The sequence below is a fragment of the Cedecea colo genome (genome assembly GCF_011808225.1).
GTDB classification, from domain to species: Bacteria; Pseudomonadota; Gammaproteobacteria; order Enterobacterales; family Enterobacteriaceae; genus Dryocola; species Dryocola colo.
On record NZ_SOYS01000002.1, the window covers coordinates 683,544 to 702,599 of the forward strand.

Annotated in this window: 16 protein-coding genes, 1 tRNA gene and 1 pseudogene; 7 read left to right on the top strand and 11 right to left on the bottom strand. The window is 51.5% G+C overall.

Annotated features, from left to right (window positions below; genetic code table 11):
- Nucleotides 1-2: 2 nt before the first annotated feature.
- The 5 genes from E2L00_RS07770 to E2L00_RS07790 form a co-directional block, all read right to left on the bottom strand.
- Nucleotides 3-1,643 (bottom strand): alpha,alpha-phosphotrehalase, encoded by a 1,641-nt coding sequence (locus E2L00_RS07770; RefSeq protein WP_167609307.1) that lies wholly within the window; start codon nucleotides 1,641-1,643, stop codon nucleotides 3-5.
- A 155-nt stretch (nucleotides 1,644-1,798) separates the two neighbouring features.
- The gene (locus E2L00_RS07775; protein WP_167609310.1) at nucleotides 1,799-2,890 is read right to left on the bottom strand and encodes an ABC transporter ATP-binding protein; all 1,092 of its coding nucleotides are present in this window, start codon (nucleotides 2,888-2,890) and stop codon (nucleotides 1,799-1,801) included.
- A 2-nt stretch (nucleotides 2,891-2,892) separates the two neighbouring features.
- Nucleotides 2,893-3,738, bottom strand: a complete 846-nt coding sequence (locus tag E2L00_RS07780; protein ID WP_167609313.1) for a carbohydrate ABC transporter permease — start codon at nucleotides 3,736-3,738, stop codon at nucleotides 2,893-2,895.
- A complete protein-coding gene (locus tag E2L00_RS07785) occupies nucleotides 3,738-4,655 on the bottom strand; it encodes a carbohydrate ABC transporter permease (protein ID WP_201279323.1) in 918 nt (305 codons plus the stop codon). Before E2L00_RS07785 ends, E2L00_RS07780 begins: the two co-directional genes overlap by 1 nt.
- Nucleotides 4,656-5,921: an ABC transporter substrate-binding protein gene (locus E2L00_RS07790; protein WP_167609316.1), complete on the bottom strand. Its 1,266-nt coding sequence runs from the start codon at nucleotides 5,919-5,921 to the stop codon at nucleotides 4,656-4,658.
- Nucleotides 5,922-6,203: 282 nt separating this feature from the next.
- Between E2L00_RS07790 and E2L00_RS21795 the strand changes: the two genes are divergently transcribed.
- The 5 genes from E2L00_RS21795 (at nucleotide 6,204) to E2L00_RS07810 (ending at nucleotide 10,639) form a co-directional block, all read left to right on the top strand.
- Nucleotides 6,204-6,332, top strand: a complete 129-nt coding sequence (locus E2L00_RS21795; RefSeq protein WP_268903898.1) for a hypothetical protein — start codon at nucleotides 6,204-6,206, stop codon at nucleotides 6,330-6,332.
- 286 nt (nucleotides 6,333-6,618) lie between these two features.
- On the top strand, nucleotides 6,619-7,995 hold the full coding sequence (locus E2L00_RS07795) for a GntP family permease (RefSeq protein ID WP_167609319.1): 1,377 nt from the start codon (nucleotides 6,619-6,621) through the stop codon (nucleotides 7,993-7,995).
- Between the two features lie 161 nt (nucleotides 7,996-8,156).
- Complete coding sequence (rnk, locus tag E2L00_RS07800; RefSeq protein ID WP_167609322.1) at nucleotides 8,157-8,567, top strand: nucleoside diphosphate kinase regulator; 411 nt, start codon at nucleotides 8,157-8,159, stop codon at nucleotides 8,565-8,567.
- Between the two features lie 559 nt (nucleotides 8,568-9,126).
- Complete coding sequence (locus E2L00_RS07805) at nucleotides 9,127-10,200, top strand: winged helix-turn-helix domain-containing protein (RefSeq protein ID WP_236127690.1); 1,074 nt, start codon at nucleotides 9,127-9,129, stop codon at nucleotides 10,198-10,200.
- Entirely contained in the window at nucleotides 10,172-10,639 is a 468-nt protein-coding gene (locus E2L00_RS07810) for a hypothetical protein (RefSeq protein ID WP_167609325.1), read from the top strand. The genes E2L00_RS07805 and E2L00_RS07810 overlap by 29 nt, the downstream gene beginning before the upstream one ends.
- A gap of 234 nt (nucleotides 10,640-10,873) precedes the next feature.
- Here the strand turns inward: E2L00_RS07810 and E2L00_RS07815 are convergent, their stop codons facing one another.
- The 6 genes from E2L00_RS07815 to folD all read right to left on the bottom strand — a co-directional run bounded on the left by E2L00_RS07815 (nucleotide 10,874) and on the right by folD (nucleotide 17,356).
- On the bottom strand, nucleotides 10,874-11,920 hold the full coding sequence (locus E2L00_RS07815; RefSeq protein ID WP_167609328.1) for a sigma 54-interacting transcriptional regulator: 1,047 nt from the start codon (nucleotides 11,918-11,920) through the stop codon (nucleotides 10,874-10,876).
- A 284-nt stretch (nucleotides 11,921-12,204) separates the two neighbouring features.
- Nucleotides 12,205-13,197 (bottom strand): lysozyme inhibitor LprI family protein, encoded by a 993-nt coding sequence (locus E2L00_RS07820; RefSeq protein ID WP_167609330.1) that lies wholly within the window; start codon nucleotides 13,195-13,197, stop codon nucleotides 12,205-12,207.
- Nucleotides 13,198-13,414: 217 nt separating this feature from the next.
- A complete protein-coding gene (gene malI / locus E2L00_RS07825; protein ID WP_167609333.1) occupies nucleotides 13,415-14,431 on the bottom strand; it encodes a Mal regulon transcriptional regulator MalI in 1,017 nt (338 codons plus the stop codon).
- Between the two features lie 87 nt (nucleotides 14,432-14,518).
- Nucleotides 14,519-16,018, bottom strand: a complete 1,500-nt coding sequence (locus E2L00_RS07830; RefSeq protein WP_167609336.1) for a PTS transporter subunit EIIC — start codon at nucleotides 16,016-16,018, stop codon at nucleotides 14,519-14,521.
- Nucleotides 16,019-16,275: 257 nt separating this feature from the next.
- Complete coding sequence (ybcJ, locus tag E2L00_RS07835; protein WP_167609339.1) at nucleotides 16,276-16,488, bottom strand: ribosome-associated protein YbcJ; 213 nt, start codon at nucleotides 16,486-16,488, stop codon at nucleotides 16,276-16,278.
- 1 nt (nucleotide 16,489) lies between these two features.
- A complete protein-coding gene (gene folD, locus E2L00_RS07840) occupies nucleotides 16,490-17,356 on the bottom strand; it encodes a bifunctional methylenetetrahydrofolate dehydrogenase/methenyltetrahydrofolate cyclohydrolase FolD (protein WP_167609342.1) in 867 nt (288 codons plus the stop codon).
- Nucleotides 17,357-17,558: 202 nt separating this feature from the next.
- On the opposite strand from folD, the gene E2L00_RS07845 reads away from it, so the two are divergent.
- A tRNA-Arg gene (locus E2L00_RS07845) sits at nucleotides 17,559-17,635 on the top strand.
- A gap of 195 nt (nucleotides 17,636-17,830) precedes the next feature.
- A pseudogene (locus tag E2L00_RS07850) lies at nucleotides 17,831-19,037 on the top strand (tyrosine-type recombinase/integrase).
- Nucleotides 19,038-19,056: the final 19 nt, after the last annotated feature.

The window sequence follows — 19,056 nt, forward strand, 5'->3', positions numbered from 1 at the left end:
CGTTACCTCCCGATAAGTAGTGCAAATGATTCATAAGGCTGAAGCTCAAGGCTTACCGCCAGGGCGTCACGCGGCGCATAATTGCTGACCAGGCATTCACCGTGCCAGGCCTGCATCTCCTCAGGAATATCAAGCGTGAGGTGCTCGCGAGAAAAGTTATTCACCACCAGCAGCCGCTCTTCACCCAGCGTTCTTAACCAGGCGAATACCTGCGGATGCTCTTTTAAAATCGGCCTGAAGTTACCGTAAACCAGAATCGGATACTGCTTACGCAGCGCCACCAGCTTCTGGTAATGCCACAGAATGGAATCAGGCTCGGCCAGGGCTGCGGCAACGTTGATTTCACGGTAGTTGGGATTGGCCGCAATCCACGGAATGCCGGTAGTAAATCCGGCATTCGGGCTGTCGTCCCACTGCATTGGCGTGCGCGCGTTATCCCGCCCGTTGGCGTGTATCCCGGTCATCATCTCATCATGACTGACGCCGCCTGCCAGCCGCTCTCTGTAGAGGTTCAGGCTTTCGATATCGCGATATTCTTCGATAGTGGTGTAGCGCACGTTGGTCATCCCGATCTCTTCGCCCTGATAGATATAAGGCGTGCCCTTCAGGCAATGCAGCGCGGTGCCCAGCATTTTGGCGGAAGCTTCGCGGAACTCGCCTTCATCGCCAAATTTTGATACGGCGCGAGGCAGATCGTGGTTGCTCCAGAACAGCGAGTTCCAGCCGCGGTCGGCAAGCGCCGTTTGCCACTTTTCAATCACCGCTTTAAAATTCGCCAGCACAAACGGCTTGCTGCGCCATTTGCCCGCCTGTTCATCCCAGAACTGTTTGATATGGTCGAACTGGAAAACCATCGACAGCTCTTCGCGATCGTTCGCACTGTAGAGCAGCGCATCTTGCGGCGAGGCGCTCCAGGCTTCGCCGACCGTCACGTAATCACCTTTACCGAAAGTGGCGCGGTTCATCTGGCGAATAAGCATGTGCAGATTTTTACCGTTCGCCATAATCTGCTTATCCACCTCTTTACCGATCAGATCGATAACGTCCATGCGGAAGCCGCCGATCCCTTTGTCCAGCCAGCGGTTCATCATGGCGTGGACTTCTTCGTGTACGCGGGGATTGTCCCAGTTGAGATCCGGCTGCCGTTTAGAAAACTGATGCAGATAATACTCGCCGCTGGCCTCATCATACGCCCAGCCGCTGCCGCCAAAGTAGGAACGGAAATTGTTCGGCGGGCCGCCGTCCGCCGCCGGTTTGCGCCAGATATAAAAGTCACGATACGGACTATCCTGGGATTCCAGCGCGCTAATAAACCAGGGGTGTTCATCGGAGGTATGGTTGACAACGAGATCCATCAAAATATGGATATCGCGCTGTTTCGCCTGGCGGATCAGCGCTTCCATCTCTGCCATTGTGCCAAACTCGGCGGCAATGTCTTCGTAGTCGGAGATGTCGTAACCGTTATCGTCCATCGGCGAGCGGTAAACCGGCGAAAGCCAGATTAAATTAATACCGAGCTGCTGAAGATAATCGAGTTTGCTGATGATACCGGCAAGGTCGCCGATGCCATCGCCGTTGCTATCCATAAAGCTGCGCGGATAGATCTGGTACACCACCGCGTTGTGCCACCATTTTTTTTCCACCTGGATCTCCTTTTGATATTGGCCCCTCGCCCTAACCCTTTCCCCTTTGGGAGAGAGAAAAGTTAGCTCCGGTTCCCTCTCGCTGAGTGGCGAGAAGAAAACTCAGTTTTGTTCCCTCTTTCCTCTGGAAAGCGGGTTAGGGTGAGGGGAAAATTTCAAACTAAACGCTCAAAAGCCCGCCCGGCATCATCAAACAAATAACAGCTTTCCGGCGGCAGACGCAGGCCGATACGCTGGTCGGGTTTGATTTCGAGTCTTTCAGTATGGCGCATCACTAACGGTTCGCTACCGTAACCGCTATTTACGTAAAGCAGCGTTTCGTTGCCCATATGTTCCACAAACAGCACCTCTCCCTCGACATCCGCGTGGGCAAGCTCTGTAAGCTGAATGTGTTCAGGGCGAATCCCCAGCCGCACGTTTTGCGCTTCCCCATGGCTGGCTATCGGCAAAATGATTTGCTGGCGGTTCTCAAGCATCACTTCGCTGCGCTGCTCGCTTCCGTGGGTCAGCACGCCCGGAATCAAATTCATTTTTGGCGAACCGATAAACTGGGCGACAAATTCGTTCGCCGGACGATCGTAAAGATCAAGCGGCGTACCCACCTGTTCGATTTGTCCCTGGTTAAGCACGACTATCCTGTCGGCAAGCGTCATCGCTTCAACCTGATCGTGGGTGACGTAGAGAATGGTGGCGTTGATGCGCTTGTGCAGCGCGGCGATTTCCATACGCATCTGCACGCGTAAAGAGGCGTCCAGGTTCGACAGCGGTTCGTCGAACAAAAACAGGCTGGGTTCCCGCACAATCGCCCGGCCAATGGCCACACGCTGCCGCTGGCCGCCGGAAAGATCTTTCGGCCGTCTGTCGAGTAAGTGCTCCAGTTGCAAAATGCGCGCGCTTTCACGCACCTTTTCGTCGATCTCCTTCACCGGCAGCTTCGCCATTTCCAGCGCGAACGCCATGTTTTGATACACCGTCATATGCGGATAGAGCGCGTAAGACTGAAACACCATGCCGATGCCGCGCTCGGACGGGGAATCGTCGTTAACGCGCGTGCCGTCAATGCGCATCTCACCGCCGCTGATTTCCTCAAGCCCCGCCACCATGCGTAACAGCGTGGACTTGCCGCAGCCGGATGGCCCCACCACCACCACAAACTCTCCGCTGTTCACTTCAAGATCGAGCGGTTTAATCACTTCTGACGAGGTGCCGTAGCGTTTCTGGATTTTATCGAGTACGAGTTGCGCCATAGTTATCCCTTAATCGCTCCACTGGTCAGCCCGCTGACAATACGTTTCTGGAAGATGAGCACCAGCACGATTATCGGCAGCGTTACCACTACCGAGGCCGCCATAATGCTGCCCCAGGGGAGTTCAAACGTAGAGGCGCCGCTGAACATGCTTATCGCCACCGGCACGGTGCGTTTCTCCCCGGAAATAATAAACGTCAACGCAAACATGAATTCATTCCACGCGCCGATAAATGCCAGCAGCCCGGTGGTGACCAGCGCAGGCGCAAGGATCGGCGCGAAGACTCGCCGGATGATGGTCCAGGTTTTCGCCCCGTCGACAATCGCCGCCTCTTCCAGCTCCACGGGGATCGACTTCATAAACGTCGTTAACACCCAGACGGTAAAGGGCAGCGAAAAGGTGGTGTAGGAAAGGATGAGCGCGCCGAGCGAATTGTAAAGTCCCAGGAAACGCACCAGCTCAAACATGCCGGTCAGCACCGCCACCTGCGGGAACATCGAGACACAAAGGATGGTGAATAACAGAAACTTACGGCCACGAAACTGCACGCGCGCCAGGGCAAAAGAAGCCGTGATGGAAACCAGCAGGCAGATGCCAACGGTAATTGTCGCCACCAGTACGGAGTTCAGCAGGCTGCGTGCGATGCCGTTATCCACCAGCGCCACCACGTAGTTGTGCCAGTGGTAGCCGCTGGGTAAATAAGCCGGTAAAAAAAGCTCCTGGCCGGTACGTAATGAAGTCACAATCGCGTAGTAAAAGGGGAACACGCAGAACAGCACGGCGAAAGTCGCCCCGGCATAAATCACAAAATTTTGCGCGAACTTGCGCTGTCGACGAGTGGTTTTCATCACCGCTTCTCCTTCTCGTTTAAACGTGAGACGCGGATAAAGCAGGCGGCAATGCCCGCCACCATCATAAACACCAGCACCGACGCCGCCGAGCCCACGCCCATGTCCTGGTAGGAGACGATTTGCTCACGCGCGTAGCCGGAAACGGACATCGTCGCCTCGCTGTTGGAAGTCAGCACAAATATCAGATCGAAGATGCGCATGGCGTCCATCACGCGGAAGATCAGCGCCACGATCATCGCGGGCATGATCAGCGGCAGCGTGATGCGTCTGAAGCGCTGCCACGCGCTGGCGCCGTCCACCCGAGCCGCCTCGTACAGATCGTTAGGAATAAGCTGTAGCGCCGCCAGCAGCATCAGCGCCATAAAGGGCGTGGTCTTCCAGACATCGGCAATCACCACCGCCCACATGGAAAGCGAAGGTTCGGCAATCCACGCCAGATGCGCCTGATAGCCAAAGATCTTCGCCAGCAGATCGTTTACCACGCCATACTGATCGTGGAACATCCAGCCCCACATTTTGGCGCTCACTATTGTTGGAATGGCCCACGGCACCAGGATGGCGGTGCGCACCAGCCCCTGGCCGCGAAACTTCTGGTTCATCAGCAAAGCCAGCAACATGCCGAACAACAACTCAAGGCCAACCGACATGACGGTAAACCACAGCGTATTGCCTACCGCCTGCCACCAGAGCGGATCGACCAGCACGCCGCTGCTGTCGCCAGCGTTGCTGGCATAGTAGTTCGCCAGCCCCACCATTTCATACTCGGACGGGTTATCGAGCATCGCATTGGTGAAGCTAAAGAAGAAGGTGCGCACCAGCGGCCACCCGGCCGCCAGTGCAAGCAATACAAGCGCGGGAGCCACCAGTATCCACGCGATACGGCGGCGGCGCTGTTGATAGCCGGAACGAGCCAATTAATGCCAGTCCTTACCTTTCACGCGTTCCAGGCGTTTTTGCAGATCCGCAACGGCAGCTTTCCCGTCAGTGCCGCCGTTAAGTACTTTGAACGTTACGTTGAAGATAGCGTTAGAGACGCGCGGATACTGGCTTTTGGTCGCCGTTGCCGGGCGTGGCACCGCATTGGCGAAGATCTCTTTAAACATCGTCAGATGCGGTGCGGTTTCCAGAACGGCCTTGTCTTCATACAGCGCGGAACGTGTTGGAGCAAAACCAAGATATTTCAACTGCATTTTCTGGGAGTCGGCATCGGTGAGGATCTTCAGCAAGGCGATAGCCGCGTCTTTGTTTTTAGTGTTGGCGTTAACCGACCACTGCCAGCCGCCCAGCGCGTTGGCAGATTTGCCGTCCGGCCCGGCCGGGAGCGGCGCCACACCAACTTTACCCTTCAGCGGACTGTCCTCACCCTGCGAGAGCAGATAGGCGTAAGGCCAGTTGCGCATAAACAGCGCGTCGCCGTTCTGGAACACGGCGCGGGACTCTTCCTCTTTATAGCCAAGCGCCCCTTTCGGCGTGATTTTACCGATCCAGCCTGCGACCATATCCAGCGCCGCTGCGGCCTTAGGATTGTTTATGGTCACGTTTCCTTTTTCGTCGATAAACGTGCCGCCGCCGTAAGAATCAATCCACTCCAGCGCGTTACAGGTTAGCCCTTCATACGATTTGCCCTGGAAGATCATTCCCCAGAAGTTTTTATGGCCGGCCTTGCGCTCTTCAGCCTGTACTTTAGTGGCGATGCGCGTCAGATCTTCCCAGGTTTTCGGCGGTTGTTCTTTATATTTTTCCAGCAGATCTTTGCGGTAGTAGAGCACGCCGGTGTCCAGATAAGCCGGGATCGCTTTCACTTTACCGTTCACCGTGTCGTTCGCCCACGGACCGGGGAAGAAGTCGCCTTTCATGTCGGCAACCGCGTCGGTTAAATCGAGCGTTTGCTTATCGAGCAGCCCTACCCAGATGGTATCGGACTGGAACAGATCCACCGCTTTTTCATCTTTGGCCGCGAACAGTTGCTGAAGCAGCGCCAGTTTTTCATCCGATGCCGCCGGGAATTCAATAAATTCCAGCTTGTTGTTGGTCTGCTTTTCAAAACGGTCTTTGACGTAGTTGCAGTATTCCTTACCGCCAGGGGAAATCGGGCATTCCATGCGCAGGGTATCGGCAAGCGCGGCGTTGGTGACACCCGCAAGCGCTAAGGTAATAAGACTTAACGTCAGCTTTTTCATTTTGTCCTCTTCTGTCAGACGTAACCAAAGGTGGCGTAAAAATAGCCATGCCATCCAAAACGTTAGTTAACGATCTGACCAAGCGGCAAGATTACAGACCGATCTTTGTGCAAAATCTGGAGCTACTGCACGGATATAGCTTTTTTATTACGCCGCTGGCTGAAACGCGCTATACGGCAAATTAAATACGGAAGCGTAAAAAAGATAACTTCAGATCGCTGACAAAGAAGGAAAAAGCGTGTTTATGGCGTCAGGCTTTTGGTATCGACTAAGGAGGTCATCATGAGCACAACTAAACGCTATCTGTTACGGTTAAAAGCGCAGTTTGAACGGAACGATTTGGTCGTCGTTGCCGTGGATAACAAGCGTGGAGGAGATCTTTTAACGCGAGTTTGTCGTAACGGCTCATGATATTTCCTGAACAGGTGAAAACCGCGGTTAGCAAGCAAGTGAGAGGCGCCCATAAAGGGTAATGCAAATCTGTCGCATGGCAGGTTTATTTACGATGAGCAATTCGCTGGATCTCATTTCGGACGGTTTATTTCGATAGTTTGACTCTGCTCGCAAAATGTTAACAAATATGACCAGCCCCGTTCCCGAATGCGTAATGTTACCGATATCATGTTACCGGTATCAGAAACGTAGTGAATTATGCTTAACAGCTTTTCACCTGAAATTCGGCCCGAGGATAATTATTATGACCGAAATAACTGCGCATTACAGTGCGGGTACATTGCTGGGAATTGCAGCCTGTGCAGTAGTGCTCCTGCTTGTTCTTATCATGCGTTTTAAAGTGCATGCTTTCCTGGCGTTAATCCTTGTAAGTATTGCCACCGCACTCGTGACCGGTGTTCCGTTTGATAAAGTTGTCCCGACGCTGCTGACCGGTTTTGGCGGCACGCTGGCGAGCGTTGCGCTGCTGGTAGGTCTGGGAGCGATGATTGGTCGTTTACTGGAAATTTCTGGCGGTGCGAAAGTGCTGGCGGATACGCTTATCGGTAAGTTTGGCCCGCACCGTGCGCCGTTCGCACTGGGCGTGGCTTCGTTACTGTTCGGTTTTCCTATCTTCTTTGACGCCGGTCTGGTTGTTATGCTGCCGATTATTTTCAGCGTGGCAAAACAGTTTGGCGGCTCGACTCTGAAGTACGCCTTCCCGGCGGCGGGGGCATTTGCCGTCATGCATGCTCTGGTGCCGCCGCATCCGGGTCCGGTTGCCGCCAGTGAACTGCTGGGCGCAAACATCGGCCTGCTGGTCATCACCGGCCTGGTTATTGCGATCCCGACCTGGTATCTGGGCGCCTACCTGTACGGCCAGTACGCGGGTAAGAAATTTGATATCAAACTGCCTTCTTCTTTCCTGGGCAGTATTGAAGCCGATGCTAATCACCAGCCGCCGTCGTTCGGCATGGTGCTTTCCATTCTGCTTATGCCGCTGGTGTTAATCTTCCTTGATACCGGCCTGAACACCGCGACGGTGCTGGGTTGGGTAAGCGCCAATAATACGCTGGTGAATTTCCTGCGTATGCTGGGTAAAACACCGGTCGCGCTGCTGATCACCGTGTTCTTTGCGCTGCTGGTCTTTAGCCGCAACCATACCCGTCAGCATCTGGAAAAGGTATGCGATGGCGCGCTTGGTCCCATCTGCGGCATCATCCTGGTGACGGGTGCGGGCGGTATGTTCGGTGGCGTTCTGCGGGCCAGCGGCATTGGCGATGCGCTGGCGGGCGTGCTGTCCGATACCGGTATGCCGGTTATCGTTGCGGCTTTTGTTATCTCTACCGCCCTGCGTGTAGCACAAGGTTCTGCAACGGTTGCGCTGACAACGACCGCAGCGCTGGTTTCGCCGATGGTTGCCGCAACGGCCGGCCTTAGCGAGTTCGACCTGTGCTTTATCGTCATCGCGATTGCCGGCGGTGCCACCGTACTGTCTCACGTTAACGACTCCGGTTTCTGGCTGGTTGGACGATTCCTTGAGATGGACGAGAAGACCACGCTGAAAACCTGGACCGTGATGGAAACCCTGATTGGCACTATCGCCTTTGTGTTTGCGCTGATAGGCAGTATCATCCTGTAATTAGCTGATGGTACGTGTTTGTGACTTCGGTCACTTTTAACCAGAGCTTAAGCTCAGTATCATCGGTAAAGACCAGACCCTCATCGTTTACGGTGAGGGTTTTTCTTTGTACGGTTTCTATACCACGCACATGAGTGCCTGTTTTTTACACGGAGAGAATTATGTCCAGACCTGCCATCATCATTAACGACCTCGATGCCGAGCGTCTCGACCGTCTGCTGGAACAGCCGCAATATGCTACCCTTCCGGTAGCGCAGGCGCTGAACGCAGAGCTGGACCGTGCCGAGATGTGCAGCCCGGAAAAAATCCCTGCGGACGTGGTCACCATGAACAGCCGCGTGAAATTCCGTGACCTGTCGTCCGGAGAAGAGCATGTTCGCACGCTGGTTTATCCCGCTAACCTGACGGACAGCGATACTCACTTATCCGTCATGGCTCCGGTTGGAGCCGCACTGCTGGGCTTGCGCATCGGGGATACGATTAACTGGGTATTGCCAAACGGCAGCCAGACTAACCTCGAAGTACTGGCGTTAGAGTTTCAGCCGGAGGCGGCTGGCGAGTTCCATCGCTAACCGGTTCCGTTCACCCGGGAGCGGCGGTTTATACCGCCGCCAAAACGGCGAATGGAAAACTCAAAAAGCATAAACAACTTAACCTTCTTACCTAACCATTCCGGTCGCCCTTTTATTTTACAAGACAGCCATAACGGGCAACATAATAAAAACATTATCGATAAATAAGCTGCCGCTCGTAAAGTTCAAACCAGCAAAACAGTTTAAATTCTCTGGTCATTTCCGTAATGTAATTATAACTGCATAACTACATAAAAAGGGCTACAAACGCTTAAAGGCTCGGCGCGTGAGCCGTTATACTTTCTTTTTGTTACATAAGTTAATACTTATTAACCTGCATTGTACTTTCTTAAAAAGGGAATAAAAAGTTCGCTGGCTTACAGGTTGCGCGGTACATTTTTATAGCGTAAAAAGGCATCAGGAAGAACCTTTCCTGCCTTCGCCCCGGCAACTGACGCGCTTTGGGTGCCCTGTTTTCCTGAAGAGGCGCTGCACGAATAAGAGCAATCGGCTCTTAACCTTCTCTCGTAGCGAGCCGCCGTCCATGTATGGGCACTAAATGGACTTAATGATTAATTTTAATTATGAGTGGTGCTTTTTAGGCCCGGTTAAAATTAATTGTACTTACAGGAATGGTTTACTGCCGCTATTGAAAATGAATAAATCCTATTTCTCTGTAAATAACTGGTTAATAGATATACCCTCCGGCTCCATTCTTCACCTGACTACCGGCGAACGAAAAAGGCTGGGCGAATATCAATTAAAGCTCCTTGAGGTATTTATCCAGAATACCGGGAAAATCCTCACTCGTGACCAATTGACCAATCTGGTATGGGAAAGGAGAGTTATTGGTAACAATAGCTTACCAAATGCTATTCATGCGTTGCGTTCAGCGCTGGAAGATAATGGCAAGCGACAGAAGATCATCAAAACAATACCTAAAAAAGGGTATCTTCTGGAGGCGGAATATTGCTGTTCGGTAGTTAAAGAGGAAAACGAAGTCAAAGAAAATGACGATGGGTTTCCAGCAGAAAGCTCGACCGGCTCTTTATCCGCCCGGCAACCCATCTTTGTTACCCTGCCGGAGCAGGAAAACCCTGCTTCGGTAATGCAGGCCTTTCCCGCAGAACCGCCAGAAAACAAAGCCCTTAGCATCGTTTCGGCACCGCCTTATGCCTCTGAACAACGCTATTGCCGCCTGTTCATTACGTTAATCGTGGCGATCCTGGCGGCGCTGTTCGCCTGCGCGGGCACGTGGTATTTCCTGGAAGGCCGACAAAATCGTCTGCTGGTGAATGAGCAAGAAACCGATGTCTACAGCAATATATACATCTACAAAATCTCACCAGCCAGCGCCCCGGATCGCAATAAAGATCGAATTTCCGGCAAGCTTAAGGACACGCTTTATCAGCTAAACCAAATACTCAAGGCGCAAGCCATGACGATGAACGTTTATTATATGAGCATCGACCAGACGCTGGATTATACCTTCTCAATAGAAAACCGCTGCGACAGCACACAATTAGCCATGGCTATTTACCACTGGCGTATCGATAGCGGGCAGTTAAACAATCTTATCCTGCGTGAAACAAAGAGGAAGCTGAATGAAATGGCTAGCTGTTCCGGTGAATAAGTGGTTATCCGGCGGAGCGCTATTGCTGGCGATACTGATAACGATAAGTTTTTTTATATGGCCCGTAAACCCGCCACTTCCGCAGAAATTTCAGGGCATTATGCAGATGGGATTTTACGATCTGATGTCGCAACGTAAAGAGATTTACGACGCCAGTATGCGGTCCGTCGGCAACACTATCCTGACGACCATTACCAGTCCGGATGATAACCGCTTCGTGCTTAAAGGTAAGCTCACCAGGCTGGACCTTGACGGTGGAAAAATATTCTTTTCCTATACGCCCATTTATTCAAGCACCATCCGCTCAGGATTAATGGTTGATGGCCTGACCGATCTGCTGCTGCATACGGACGTCTGGATGGAGCCGTTGCAAATGAAGCAGCAGCCTATTGTGGTGGGTCAGAACGGGTTGATCTTTCTCTATCCGTTACAGCGATGATGCGATGCGGTATTACTGCCGTTCGTTGCCTCGCTTAACGCTGCCGGATAATGAAATTTTTTCTTTTTTAGTCCTGCCGGGCGCGTCAGGAATAACTTTCAATGAGACTGATGACAAGCCTCATGGCGTGCAAGGTGCTGAAATACTCCTTTGTTAAAATTCATTTTAAAATCAAATGGTAGATTTTAGGCCGTTAACCATAAAGAAGGAAAAACCACGCTTTCTCCTTCTTTGTCAGCAATCCCCAATATCAACTCCCTTATCGCGCATCGACGCCAGCCGATAGCGCAACGCCCGGGGGGTAATACCTAAAAACTCTGCGGTTTTCAATTTATTGCCTTTGTGTCGCTTCAGTAACCCAATGATGTACTGGTATTCCGCCATGCGGCCATGCAGCTTGACGTTGCGCATGGCGGACATCGAGCCACTAAGGTCGCCGCTCTGCATGTCCTGATAAACAGACATTACGTCAGCGGAAGGTACTGCTGTTAAAAGGGTATTTTTCTGCGCCAGACCTAAATCCTGCGGCGTCATTTCCACGCCGTTACACAAAATTAGCCCGCGTTGAATGACATTCTCAAGTTCGCGCGCGTTGCCCAGCCAGTCGTGGCTCAGTAACACGTCACGCGCCTCGTCACCGAGATGGATTTTCCTCTCGCAGAGAGCCTGGTATTTATTGATAAAGCGCAGCGCCAGCGGAATGATATCCTGTTTGCGTTCGCGTAACGGCGTGATATGAATCGGTATCACTGAAATGCGATAAAACAGATCCTGTCGGAAACGGCCTTCGGCTATCTCAACCTGCAAATCTTTATTTGTCGAGGCCATCAGGCGAATATCCAGAGGGATACGCCGGTGGCTTCCCGAGCATTCGAACTCCTGCTCTTGCAGCACACGTAATAGCCTGGCCTGCAACGTCAGCGGCATATCGCAGATTTCTTCAAATACTATCGTACCGCCGTTCGCCTGCTCAAACTTACCCGGCACGCTGGCGATTGCTCCGGTAAAGGCACCTTTCTCATTGCCGAATAAAATAGTTTCCAGCATGCTTTCGGGAATAGCTGCGCAGTTAACGCCAATATAAGGCGTAGCTTTTCCGGCGGCGTTCTGATGAATATATTTTGCAACATATTCTTTACCCGTTCCGGTTTCTCCGGTAATCAATACCGGCACATTAAACCGTGCTACGCGGCGGGCTAACGAAAATAAATTTAAACTGGCGGGAGCGCTGGCAAAAAAATCGTGTTCATTTCGTGCCTCTCTTTTAACCCCGATATCCATAAGACGTCACCAACGTAATTAAAAATCTCACCAACTGAGATTACAACATTATTGCATCCATTGAGAACGAGTATACTCAGGCACCGGCAATTGTCTTTTTTTTATTGGGTATTAAAATATTAACCTTTTATAATCAGGGAGTTACAAAAATTTATTATGGACAATTAATCACACAAGCTATCACTTGATAAATCAAAAAATATTACACGCTTATCGTTAACAGCGATAAGCTGTAATAAATAAAAATAGAGCTTAGCGATGAACATTATCTGCGTTGATTAAAACTAATTATTCAGAAAACGCATTTTCCATCTCACCAGGGTACGCGGCATGTACTTCACGTCTTTATTTTCGGAGGTGTAATAGTGTAATTGAAGTTCACCCTGTGCTGAAGGCGAGATACGCCCCGCCCAGATTTTTCCTTCCGGGGTATACATAATAATTGCCGTCTGACGGTTCGCCGCCCCACGCACCCACATCGACAGGACCCGGGCGCCAATATTGTCAATATCATCCTGATAAATAAACATGTTCGCGGTTTCGACAAATTTTTGATAATCCTCACCGGTAAGCGCATGGAAACGTTTATCACGCGCTTTATTGTCAAAAATACCCAGCGTAAACAACGTTGGTTTCGGGCGGGGATCGCTATTTGATTTTTCGTAACGTCCGTCGAAGAACACCCCGGAAGGCATCAACAACCGGCACCCCAGGTCGGCATTACTGTGCACCTGAAGAAAGCCGTCTTTTTTAGGAATAATCAGCAGCCTGCAGTTGCTTGTGTCTATCATTTTCTCAACAACGGCCATGCCGTATATCTTGCGTGCTTCCGCCGTAAAATCATCCTTATTCAATCCGGCCCACGCGTGCATATCGATAGTAATGCTCCATTCAGCGCTACGGCTAAACTGTATCGTCCCACCACTCATGTTGGGCGCGCGCATATTCCACCACTGCCCTTGCCAGTCAAACTGATTATCCACATCAGAGATTTTGCCGATCCCTTCGTAATAGGCGCGTTCAATACAGCTATCAGTGGTGCAACTTTCCAGCGACGACTCCCATTGGGTGTAATCTTTACGCACTTTCCTGGAATCATTGTTGACGAGCATCGTGCGATAAATAACCGTCATAGTGCTGTCCAGCCAGCGAAGGTTGTCGTTGTTACAGACGGTATTTTCCAGCGGCGTGCTGGCACGCAGGCAATTCACCGCCAGAGCGCTGCCGCTAAAAAAGCTCAGAAATATAAGCAGAGCAAAGGCGCGAGGTTTTAACATAGATCAGGAAACTCTGGTGACAGGAGGAAACATTCTGTCCAAAAGCCCTGTCGTTTGCAATATAAACCGCTGCCCGTTCACAAACTGCAAAAATAACGAAGACGAAACGATAAAAAATCAGCCAGGCCATTTTTAATAAACGTTGATATTTGAAAAATGACAAAGGCATGAAACAGAGTCTGGGGCAGTTAATTAATTCGTAAGAAATAAAAGAATGCTATGCCGATTCACGCAGTACCAGCTCACCGGAAATAACGATCTTTTGCACCGGTAACGCGGGCGTTTTTATTTTATTGATGATAAGCGTCGCCGCCTGGCGCCCGGTCTCTTCGCTTGATGCCGAGACGTAGCTGAACAACGGCGATGTCAGGTTGATATGCATCATATCTTCAAAGCCAATCAATGAAACCTGCTGGGTCAGAAACACATCTTTGCCCACGTTGCGCCCTACCTGCTGGATGCCGCTCAGGCAACCGATAATTACGGGAGGGGAATGACAGAGAATGGCGCTGATTTTGTTGCTTTGCTCAAGCAAAATGCGGGTTGCCGTTGCTGCCGCAAGCGTATCATTATCGCAGGCTGGCGCCCACTCTTCACGAAACGGTAAATTGTACTGTGCGAGCGCCCCGCGATAGCCCAACAGCCGTTCCTGACGAATCAGACAGCCTGCGGTGCCGCCAAGCCAGGCGATATTACGGTGCCCGCGCTCAATGAGATAACGCGTTGCCTGATTCCCGGCCTGGCGATTATCACGCGCGATAATATCTCTGGTGCTGGTGACGGGAGATTCAGAGATAACGACCGTTGGCAACGGACATTCGGTTATCAGCTCGGGAACGGACGACGAATAATGGTTCGCATTCAGATAAATTACCCCCGCCACACCCTGCTGAGAAAAAGAGGTTAAGCACTGACGGAGCTGCCGATCCTCGTCCTGCGGCTGGCCGAGAAACACCATGAATCCCTGTTTCTCAAGCTGTTGCACGATGCTTGCCGTTACGTTCACGGAAAACGAGTCGGAAAAATCGCGGATAATCAGGCCAATCAGATTTGAAGTATTTGAGCGCAGGTTTGCCGCCGCCGTGTTATGAACATAGCCAAGCTGCTTAATGGCGGCGTTGACCTTGCCAATGGTGGCTTCGGAGATTTTCCCCTTATTACGCAGCACCAGAGACACCGTCGAGACGGAGACGCCAGCCAGCTGGGCTACGTCAATGATATTGACCTTTTTCATCGCGCTCCTTTCATGCAAATTTCCTTATTATCAATACCATAAAGCCCCCGGTAAACCTACAGGGGGCTGATACTTCTTTAAAAGGCGCTATTTACCTATCATCGTCGACATGGTCTGGGCAATAAACTGCGCCCTGGCACCGAATATCACCTGAATACCCGCATCGCCGACAAACACCACGCCGCGCGCACCGAGGCTGTTCAGACCTTCTTTATCGACCTTATCGCTCTTATCCACTTCCAGACGCAGGCGCGTGATGCACGACCCGACGGAGCTGATGTTCTCCGCACCGCCCAGCAGACCGATGATATCACCAGCCAGTTCGGTATCGGTTTTGTCATTGGCATTCGTCGTCACATCCGCACGGCCCGGCGTTTTCACATCGAAACGACGAATGACAAAGCGGAAGGTGAAGTAGTAAATCAGCGCCATCGGCACGCCTACTACAACCGCCATCAGGAAGTTAGTCTGATAACCGTTAAACGACGGCAGAATACCAAAGGAAATATAGTCAATCATGCCCGCCGAGAAGGACTTAGCGATATGCGCATGCAGCAAGTACATGCACATATAAGACAGCCCGGCCATGATCGCGTTAAAGACGTACAGAATCGGCGCTACAAAAATAAAGGTAAATTCAACCGGCTCGGTGATGCCCGTCAGAAAACAGGTCAGCGCCGCAGAGAACAGAATACCGGAGGCAATTTTCTTATTTTTGGTGTTCGCTTCGTGATACATCGCCAGACACGCGGCCGGCAACGCAAACAGCATCAGCGGGAACTCGCCCTGCATAAATTTCCCGGCATTCTGGTAGCTGTCGCTGCTGAAGGATTTTACGCCTTCTTCCAGCATCTTGAACCAGATTGTCTGGTCGCCGTGAATCACCTGGCCTGCATGCGTGGTGTATTCCCCAAACGAGTACCAGAACGACGGATACCAGATATGGTGCAGGCCAAGCGGGATAAGCGCACGCTCGGTCAGGCCAAAGATAAAGGTGGATAATGCCTGGTTGTCGCCATTCACAATAACCGAGAGCGAATCAATCCCCGACTGGATGTACTGCCACACCCACGGCAACGCCATGCCAAGCAGGAAGGAAAGAAATGCCGTAGCAATAGCCACGAAACGCTTGCCGGAGAAGAACCCCAGGAATTCAGGGAGCTGCATGGTGTGGAATTTGTTATAGCACCACGCAGCGAGAATGCCGGAAATCAGGCCGCCGAAGACGCCCATTTGCAGCGTCGGAATGCCCACAACCATGGCATATTTTCCGCCCGCCGCCGCCATTTCCGGCGTGATGCGCAGGATCGTGCCGATGGTCATATTGATAATAAAGACCGATACCGCCGCCGACAATGCAGCAATCCCCGACTCCGCCGCCAGCCCTACCGCAGAACCAATGGCGAACAGCATCGGTAGGTTATCGAAGATCACCCCGCCCGCGTTCATCATTAACGGTAAATGGAATTTATCGCCGAAGGCCAGTAACAGACCCGCAGCAGGAAGCAGTGAAATAGGCAGCATTAATGCGCGGCCTATCATCGACAGCTTAGATAACGATTTCGTAATGCTTGATAACACACTCATAGAAAACCCCCGGTGTTGACGCTGCCATCGCGTTTTGTTTACGCGTTTTTATGGTAAGTAGAACGTTCTACTAGAACGTTCTACTTATAGTGACGAAACGCGTTTTTCCCGGCAACTTAAAATCAGGGATGTAGCCATACTGTTATCGAATATTTGAAGCTGCGCAGGTTTTAACCTGACATTTGTAGGGGTTTTGACGGGAATAATACCGGACAGCACCCTCTTCCTGAGGAAGAGGGTTGGGATGCGGGGAAATCTTAAGCCTGAACCGTAATGCTCAGGCTTTCAAAGCTCACCGTCTGGCCTGCAACGATCTTGCAGCGTTTGCGGGTTTCCACTTCGCCGTTTACCTTCACCAGGCCTTCGGCAATCACCGCTTTCGCCTGCGCACCGCTTTCGCACCAGCCTTCCAGCTTCAGCAGATCGCACAGTTCAACGTGGGGGTGTTTTCCTAATGAGAAGGTCGCCATTTTACTCTCCATCGACATCATGATATTCCTCGCAGGCCTGCAAGGTATTCTGGATAAGAGTGGCGACGGTCATTGGGCCAACGCCACCCGGAACCGGCGTAATATACGAGGCTTTGGCGGCGGCTTCATCATAATTTACGTCGCCCACCACTTTGCCGCTCTCCAGACGGTTGATGCCCACGTCCACAACGATCGCCCCTTCCTTGATCCACTCGCCCGGAATAAAGCCCGGTTTGCCGACGGCAACAATGACTAAATCGGCGTTCTCAACGTGGTGGCGAAGATTTTTGGTAAAGCGATGCGTGACGGTGGTGGTGCAGCCAGCCAGCAGCAGTTCCATGCTCATCGGGCGGCCAACAATATTCGACGCGCCGATAACTACAGCGTTCAGACCGTAGGTATCAATGTTGTAACGCTCAAGCAGCGTCACGATGCCGCGTGGCGTGCAAGGACGCAGACGCGGCGCGCGTTGGCACAAACGGCCTACGTTATACGGATGGAAACCATCAACGTCTTTGTCCGGATCGATACGTTCCAGCACCTTCACATTATCGATACCCGCCGGCAGCGGAAGCTGAACCAGAATGCCGTCGATCTCTCTGTCTGCGTTGAGCGTATCAATCAGCTCCAGCAGCTCTGCTTCGGTGGTGGTATCAGGCAGATCGTAAGAACGGGAGATAAAACCCACTTCTTCACAAGCTTTGCGTTTGCTGCCGACATAAATCTGCGATGCGGGGTTCTCGCCAACCAGCACAACGGCCAGGCCAGGGGCACGTTTTCCGGCGGCAATTCGGGCCTGTACAATTTCTGCCACTTCAAGCCGTACCTGCTGCGCAATCGTTTTACCGTCAATAATCTTTGCTGCCATCAGTCGAAGTATTCCGTCTGTAATAAACCAGGAGGGGGATTGTTTCTATTTTGTCAGAAGCGGGCCCTGCTGTCAGGCAAAGTTCTGCCTGGATGCTCAATTGTCGCGCAGGTGATTGAAAAGCCATTGACTAGAAAGGTGCTGACCGTATAATCCGAGCGTTCCGAAGAATATGCACAAATCGGAACGGCACTTCTGCAGTGCGCCCTTAGCTCAGTTGGATAGAGCAACGGCCTTCTAAGCCGTAGGTCACAGGTTCGAGCCCTGTAGGGCGTACCATTTCGAAGTAAACAGACGTCAACCGACGTCTTTTTTTATGCCTGAAATTCAGAAAGTTGGCTAATTTTAGCGCGTCGAAACTCTCTCAAAGTCTACCTACATCTGCCTGCATCGAGTTGTATCTGTTGGTATATGTGATGGTACAACCCTGTTCAATGAAATCTTGTACCAACAGCCAACAACGGAGAGCCTCAAATGGCATTAACCGATGTAAAGGTAAGAAGTGCAAAGCCTACCGACAAGCTTTACAAGCTTACAGACGGCGAAGGAATGCATTTAATGGTTCATCCTAATGGATCTAAATACTGGCGCTTGCAGTACCGCTTTGACGGTAAGCAAAAGATGTTGGCGTTGGGTATCTATCCTGAGATTTCTTTATCTGAGCCAGGCAACGAAGAGATGAAGCTAAGCGGCATGTCGCTAACGCTATCGACCCCAGTGAACAGAAAAAGGTTGAGAAACAAGCTCGCAAGGCAACGGTAGAAAATACCTTCAAAGCTATCGCTCTGGAATGGCATGAGTACAAGCGCCCTAACTGGTCAAAGGGTTACGCTGAAGGCATTATGGAAGCGTTTGAAAACGATATCTTTCCTGATATCGGTAAGCGCCCAATTGCAGAGGTAAAACCTCTGGAGATCCTCAGTTCACTTCGTAAACTCGAAAAACGAGGTGTCCTCGACAAGTTGCGCAAAATCCGTCAGGCCTGCAACCAAGTGTTTCGTTACGCCATTGTCACTGGTCGAGCTGAAGCTAACCCTGCATCGGAGCTGGCAAGTGCGTTAACCCCGCCAAAATCTGTGCACTATCTTCATCTGTTAGCTGATGAACTTCCGGCTTTCTTGCAAGCTCTCGCCGCTTATTCTGGTAGCCCAATAACTCGGCTGGCAACAAAGATTCTGATGTTAACGGGCGTTCGTACTATTGAACTCCGCATGCTGAATGGAAAGAATTCGACTTCAACAAACGGGTTTGGGAAGTACCGGTAGAAAGGATGAAGATGCGCCGCCCTCACCTTGTACCCCTATCTGCTCAAGTTGAGGCAGCACTACGAGAGATCCAGGCAATTACGGGGCGTTATAACCTGGTATTTCCTGGGCGCAACAACATCATCAAGCCAATGAGCGAAGCGAGTATTAATCAGGTATTAAAAAGGATTGGGTATCACGGGAAGGCTACGGGGCATGGCTTTAGGCACACGATGAGTACGATCCTACATGAACAAATCTATAACACGGCGCGGATCGAGTTACAGCTTGCTCATGTGGATAAGAACACCATTCGTGGCACATACAACCATGCGCAGTACTTGGAGCAGCGTAGGGATATGTTGCAGTGGTATGGGGATTATGTGGATGAGTTGGCGGTAAATGGAGAAGCTGTTGTTATTAGGAAAAAGGCGTAAGTTTGCTGTAGGCATAGAG

Coding starts and splice junctions, on each gene's coding strand:
- E2L00_RS07790 (WP_167609316.1), bottom strand. CDS start 5,921: ATGAAAAAGCTGACGTTAAGTCTTATTACCTTAGCGCTTGCGGGTGTC.
- E2L00_RS07775 (WP_167609310.1), bottom strand. CDS start 2,890: ATGGCGCAACTCGTACTCGATAAAATCCAGAAACGCTACGGCACCTCG.
- E2L00_RS07810 (WP_167609325.1), top strand. CDS start 10,172: ATGAAATGGCTAGCTGTTCCGGTGAATAAGTGGTTATCCGGCGGAGCG.
- E2L00_RS07830 (WP_167609336.1), bottom strand. CDS start 16,018: ATGAGTGTGTTATCAAGCATTACGAAATCGTTATCTAAGCTGTCGATG.
- E2L00_RS07780 (WP_167609313.1), bottom strand. CDS start 3,738: ATGAAAACCACTCGTCGACAGCGCAAGTTCGCGCAAAATTTTGTGATT.
- malI (WP_167609333.1), bottom strand. CDS start 14,431: ATGAAAAAGGTCAATATCATTGACGTAGCCCAGCTGGCTGGCGTCTCC.
- E2L00_RS07820 (WP_167609330.1), bottom strand. CDS start 13,197: ATGTTAAAACCTCGCGCCTTTGCTCTGCTTATATTTCTGAGCTTTTTT.
- E2L00_RS07815 (WP_167609328.1), bottom strand. CDS start 11,920: ATGGATATCGGGGTTAAAAGAGAGGCACGAAATGAACACGATTTTTTT.
- E2L00_RS21795 (WP_268903898.1), top strand. CDS start 6,204: ATGAGCACAACTAAACGCTATCTGTTACGGTTAAAAGCGCAGTTTGAA.
- E2L00_RS07795 (WP_167609319.1), top strand. CDS start 6,619: ATGACCGAAATAACTGCGCATTACAGTGCGGGTACATTGCTGGGAATT.
- ybcJ (WP_167609339.1), bottom strand. CDS start 16,488: ATGGCGACCTTCTCATTAGGAAAACACCCCCACGTTGAACTGTGCGAT.
- folD (WP_167609342.1), bottom strand. CDS start 17,356: ATGGCAGCAAAGATTATTGACGGTAAAACGATTGCGCAGCAGGTACGG.
- rnk (WP_167609322.1), top strand. CDS start 8,157: ATGTCCAGACCTGCCATCATCATTAACGACCTCGATGCCGAGCGTCTC.
- E2L00_RS07805 (WP_236127690.1), top strand. CDS start 9,127: ATGGACTTAATGATTAATTTTAATTATGAGTGGTGCTTTTTAGGCCCG.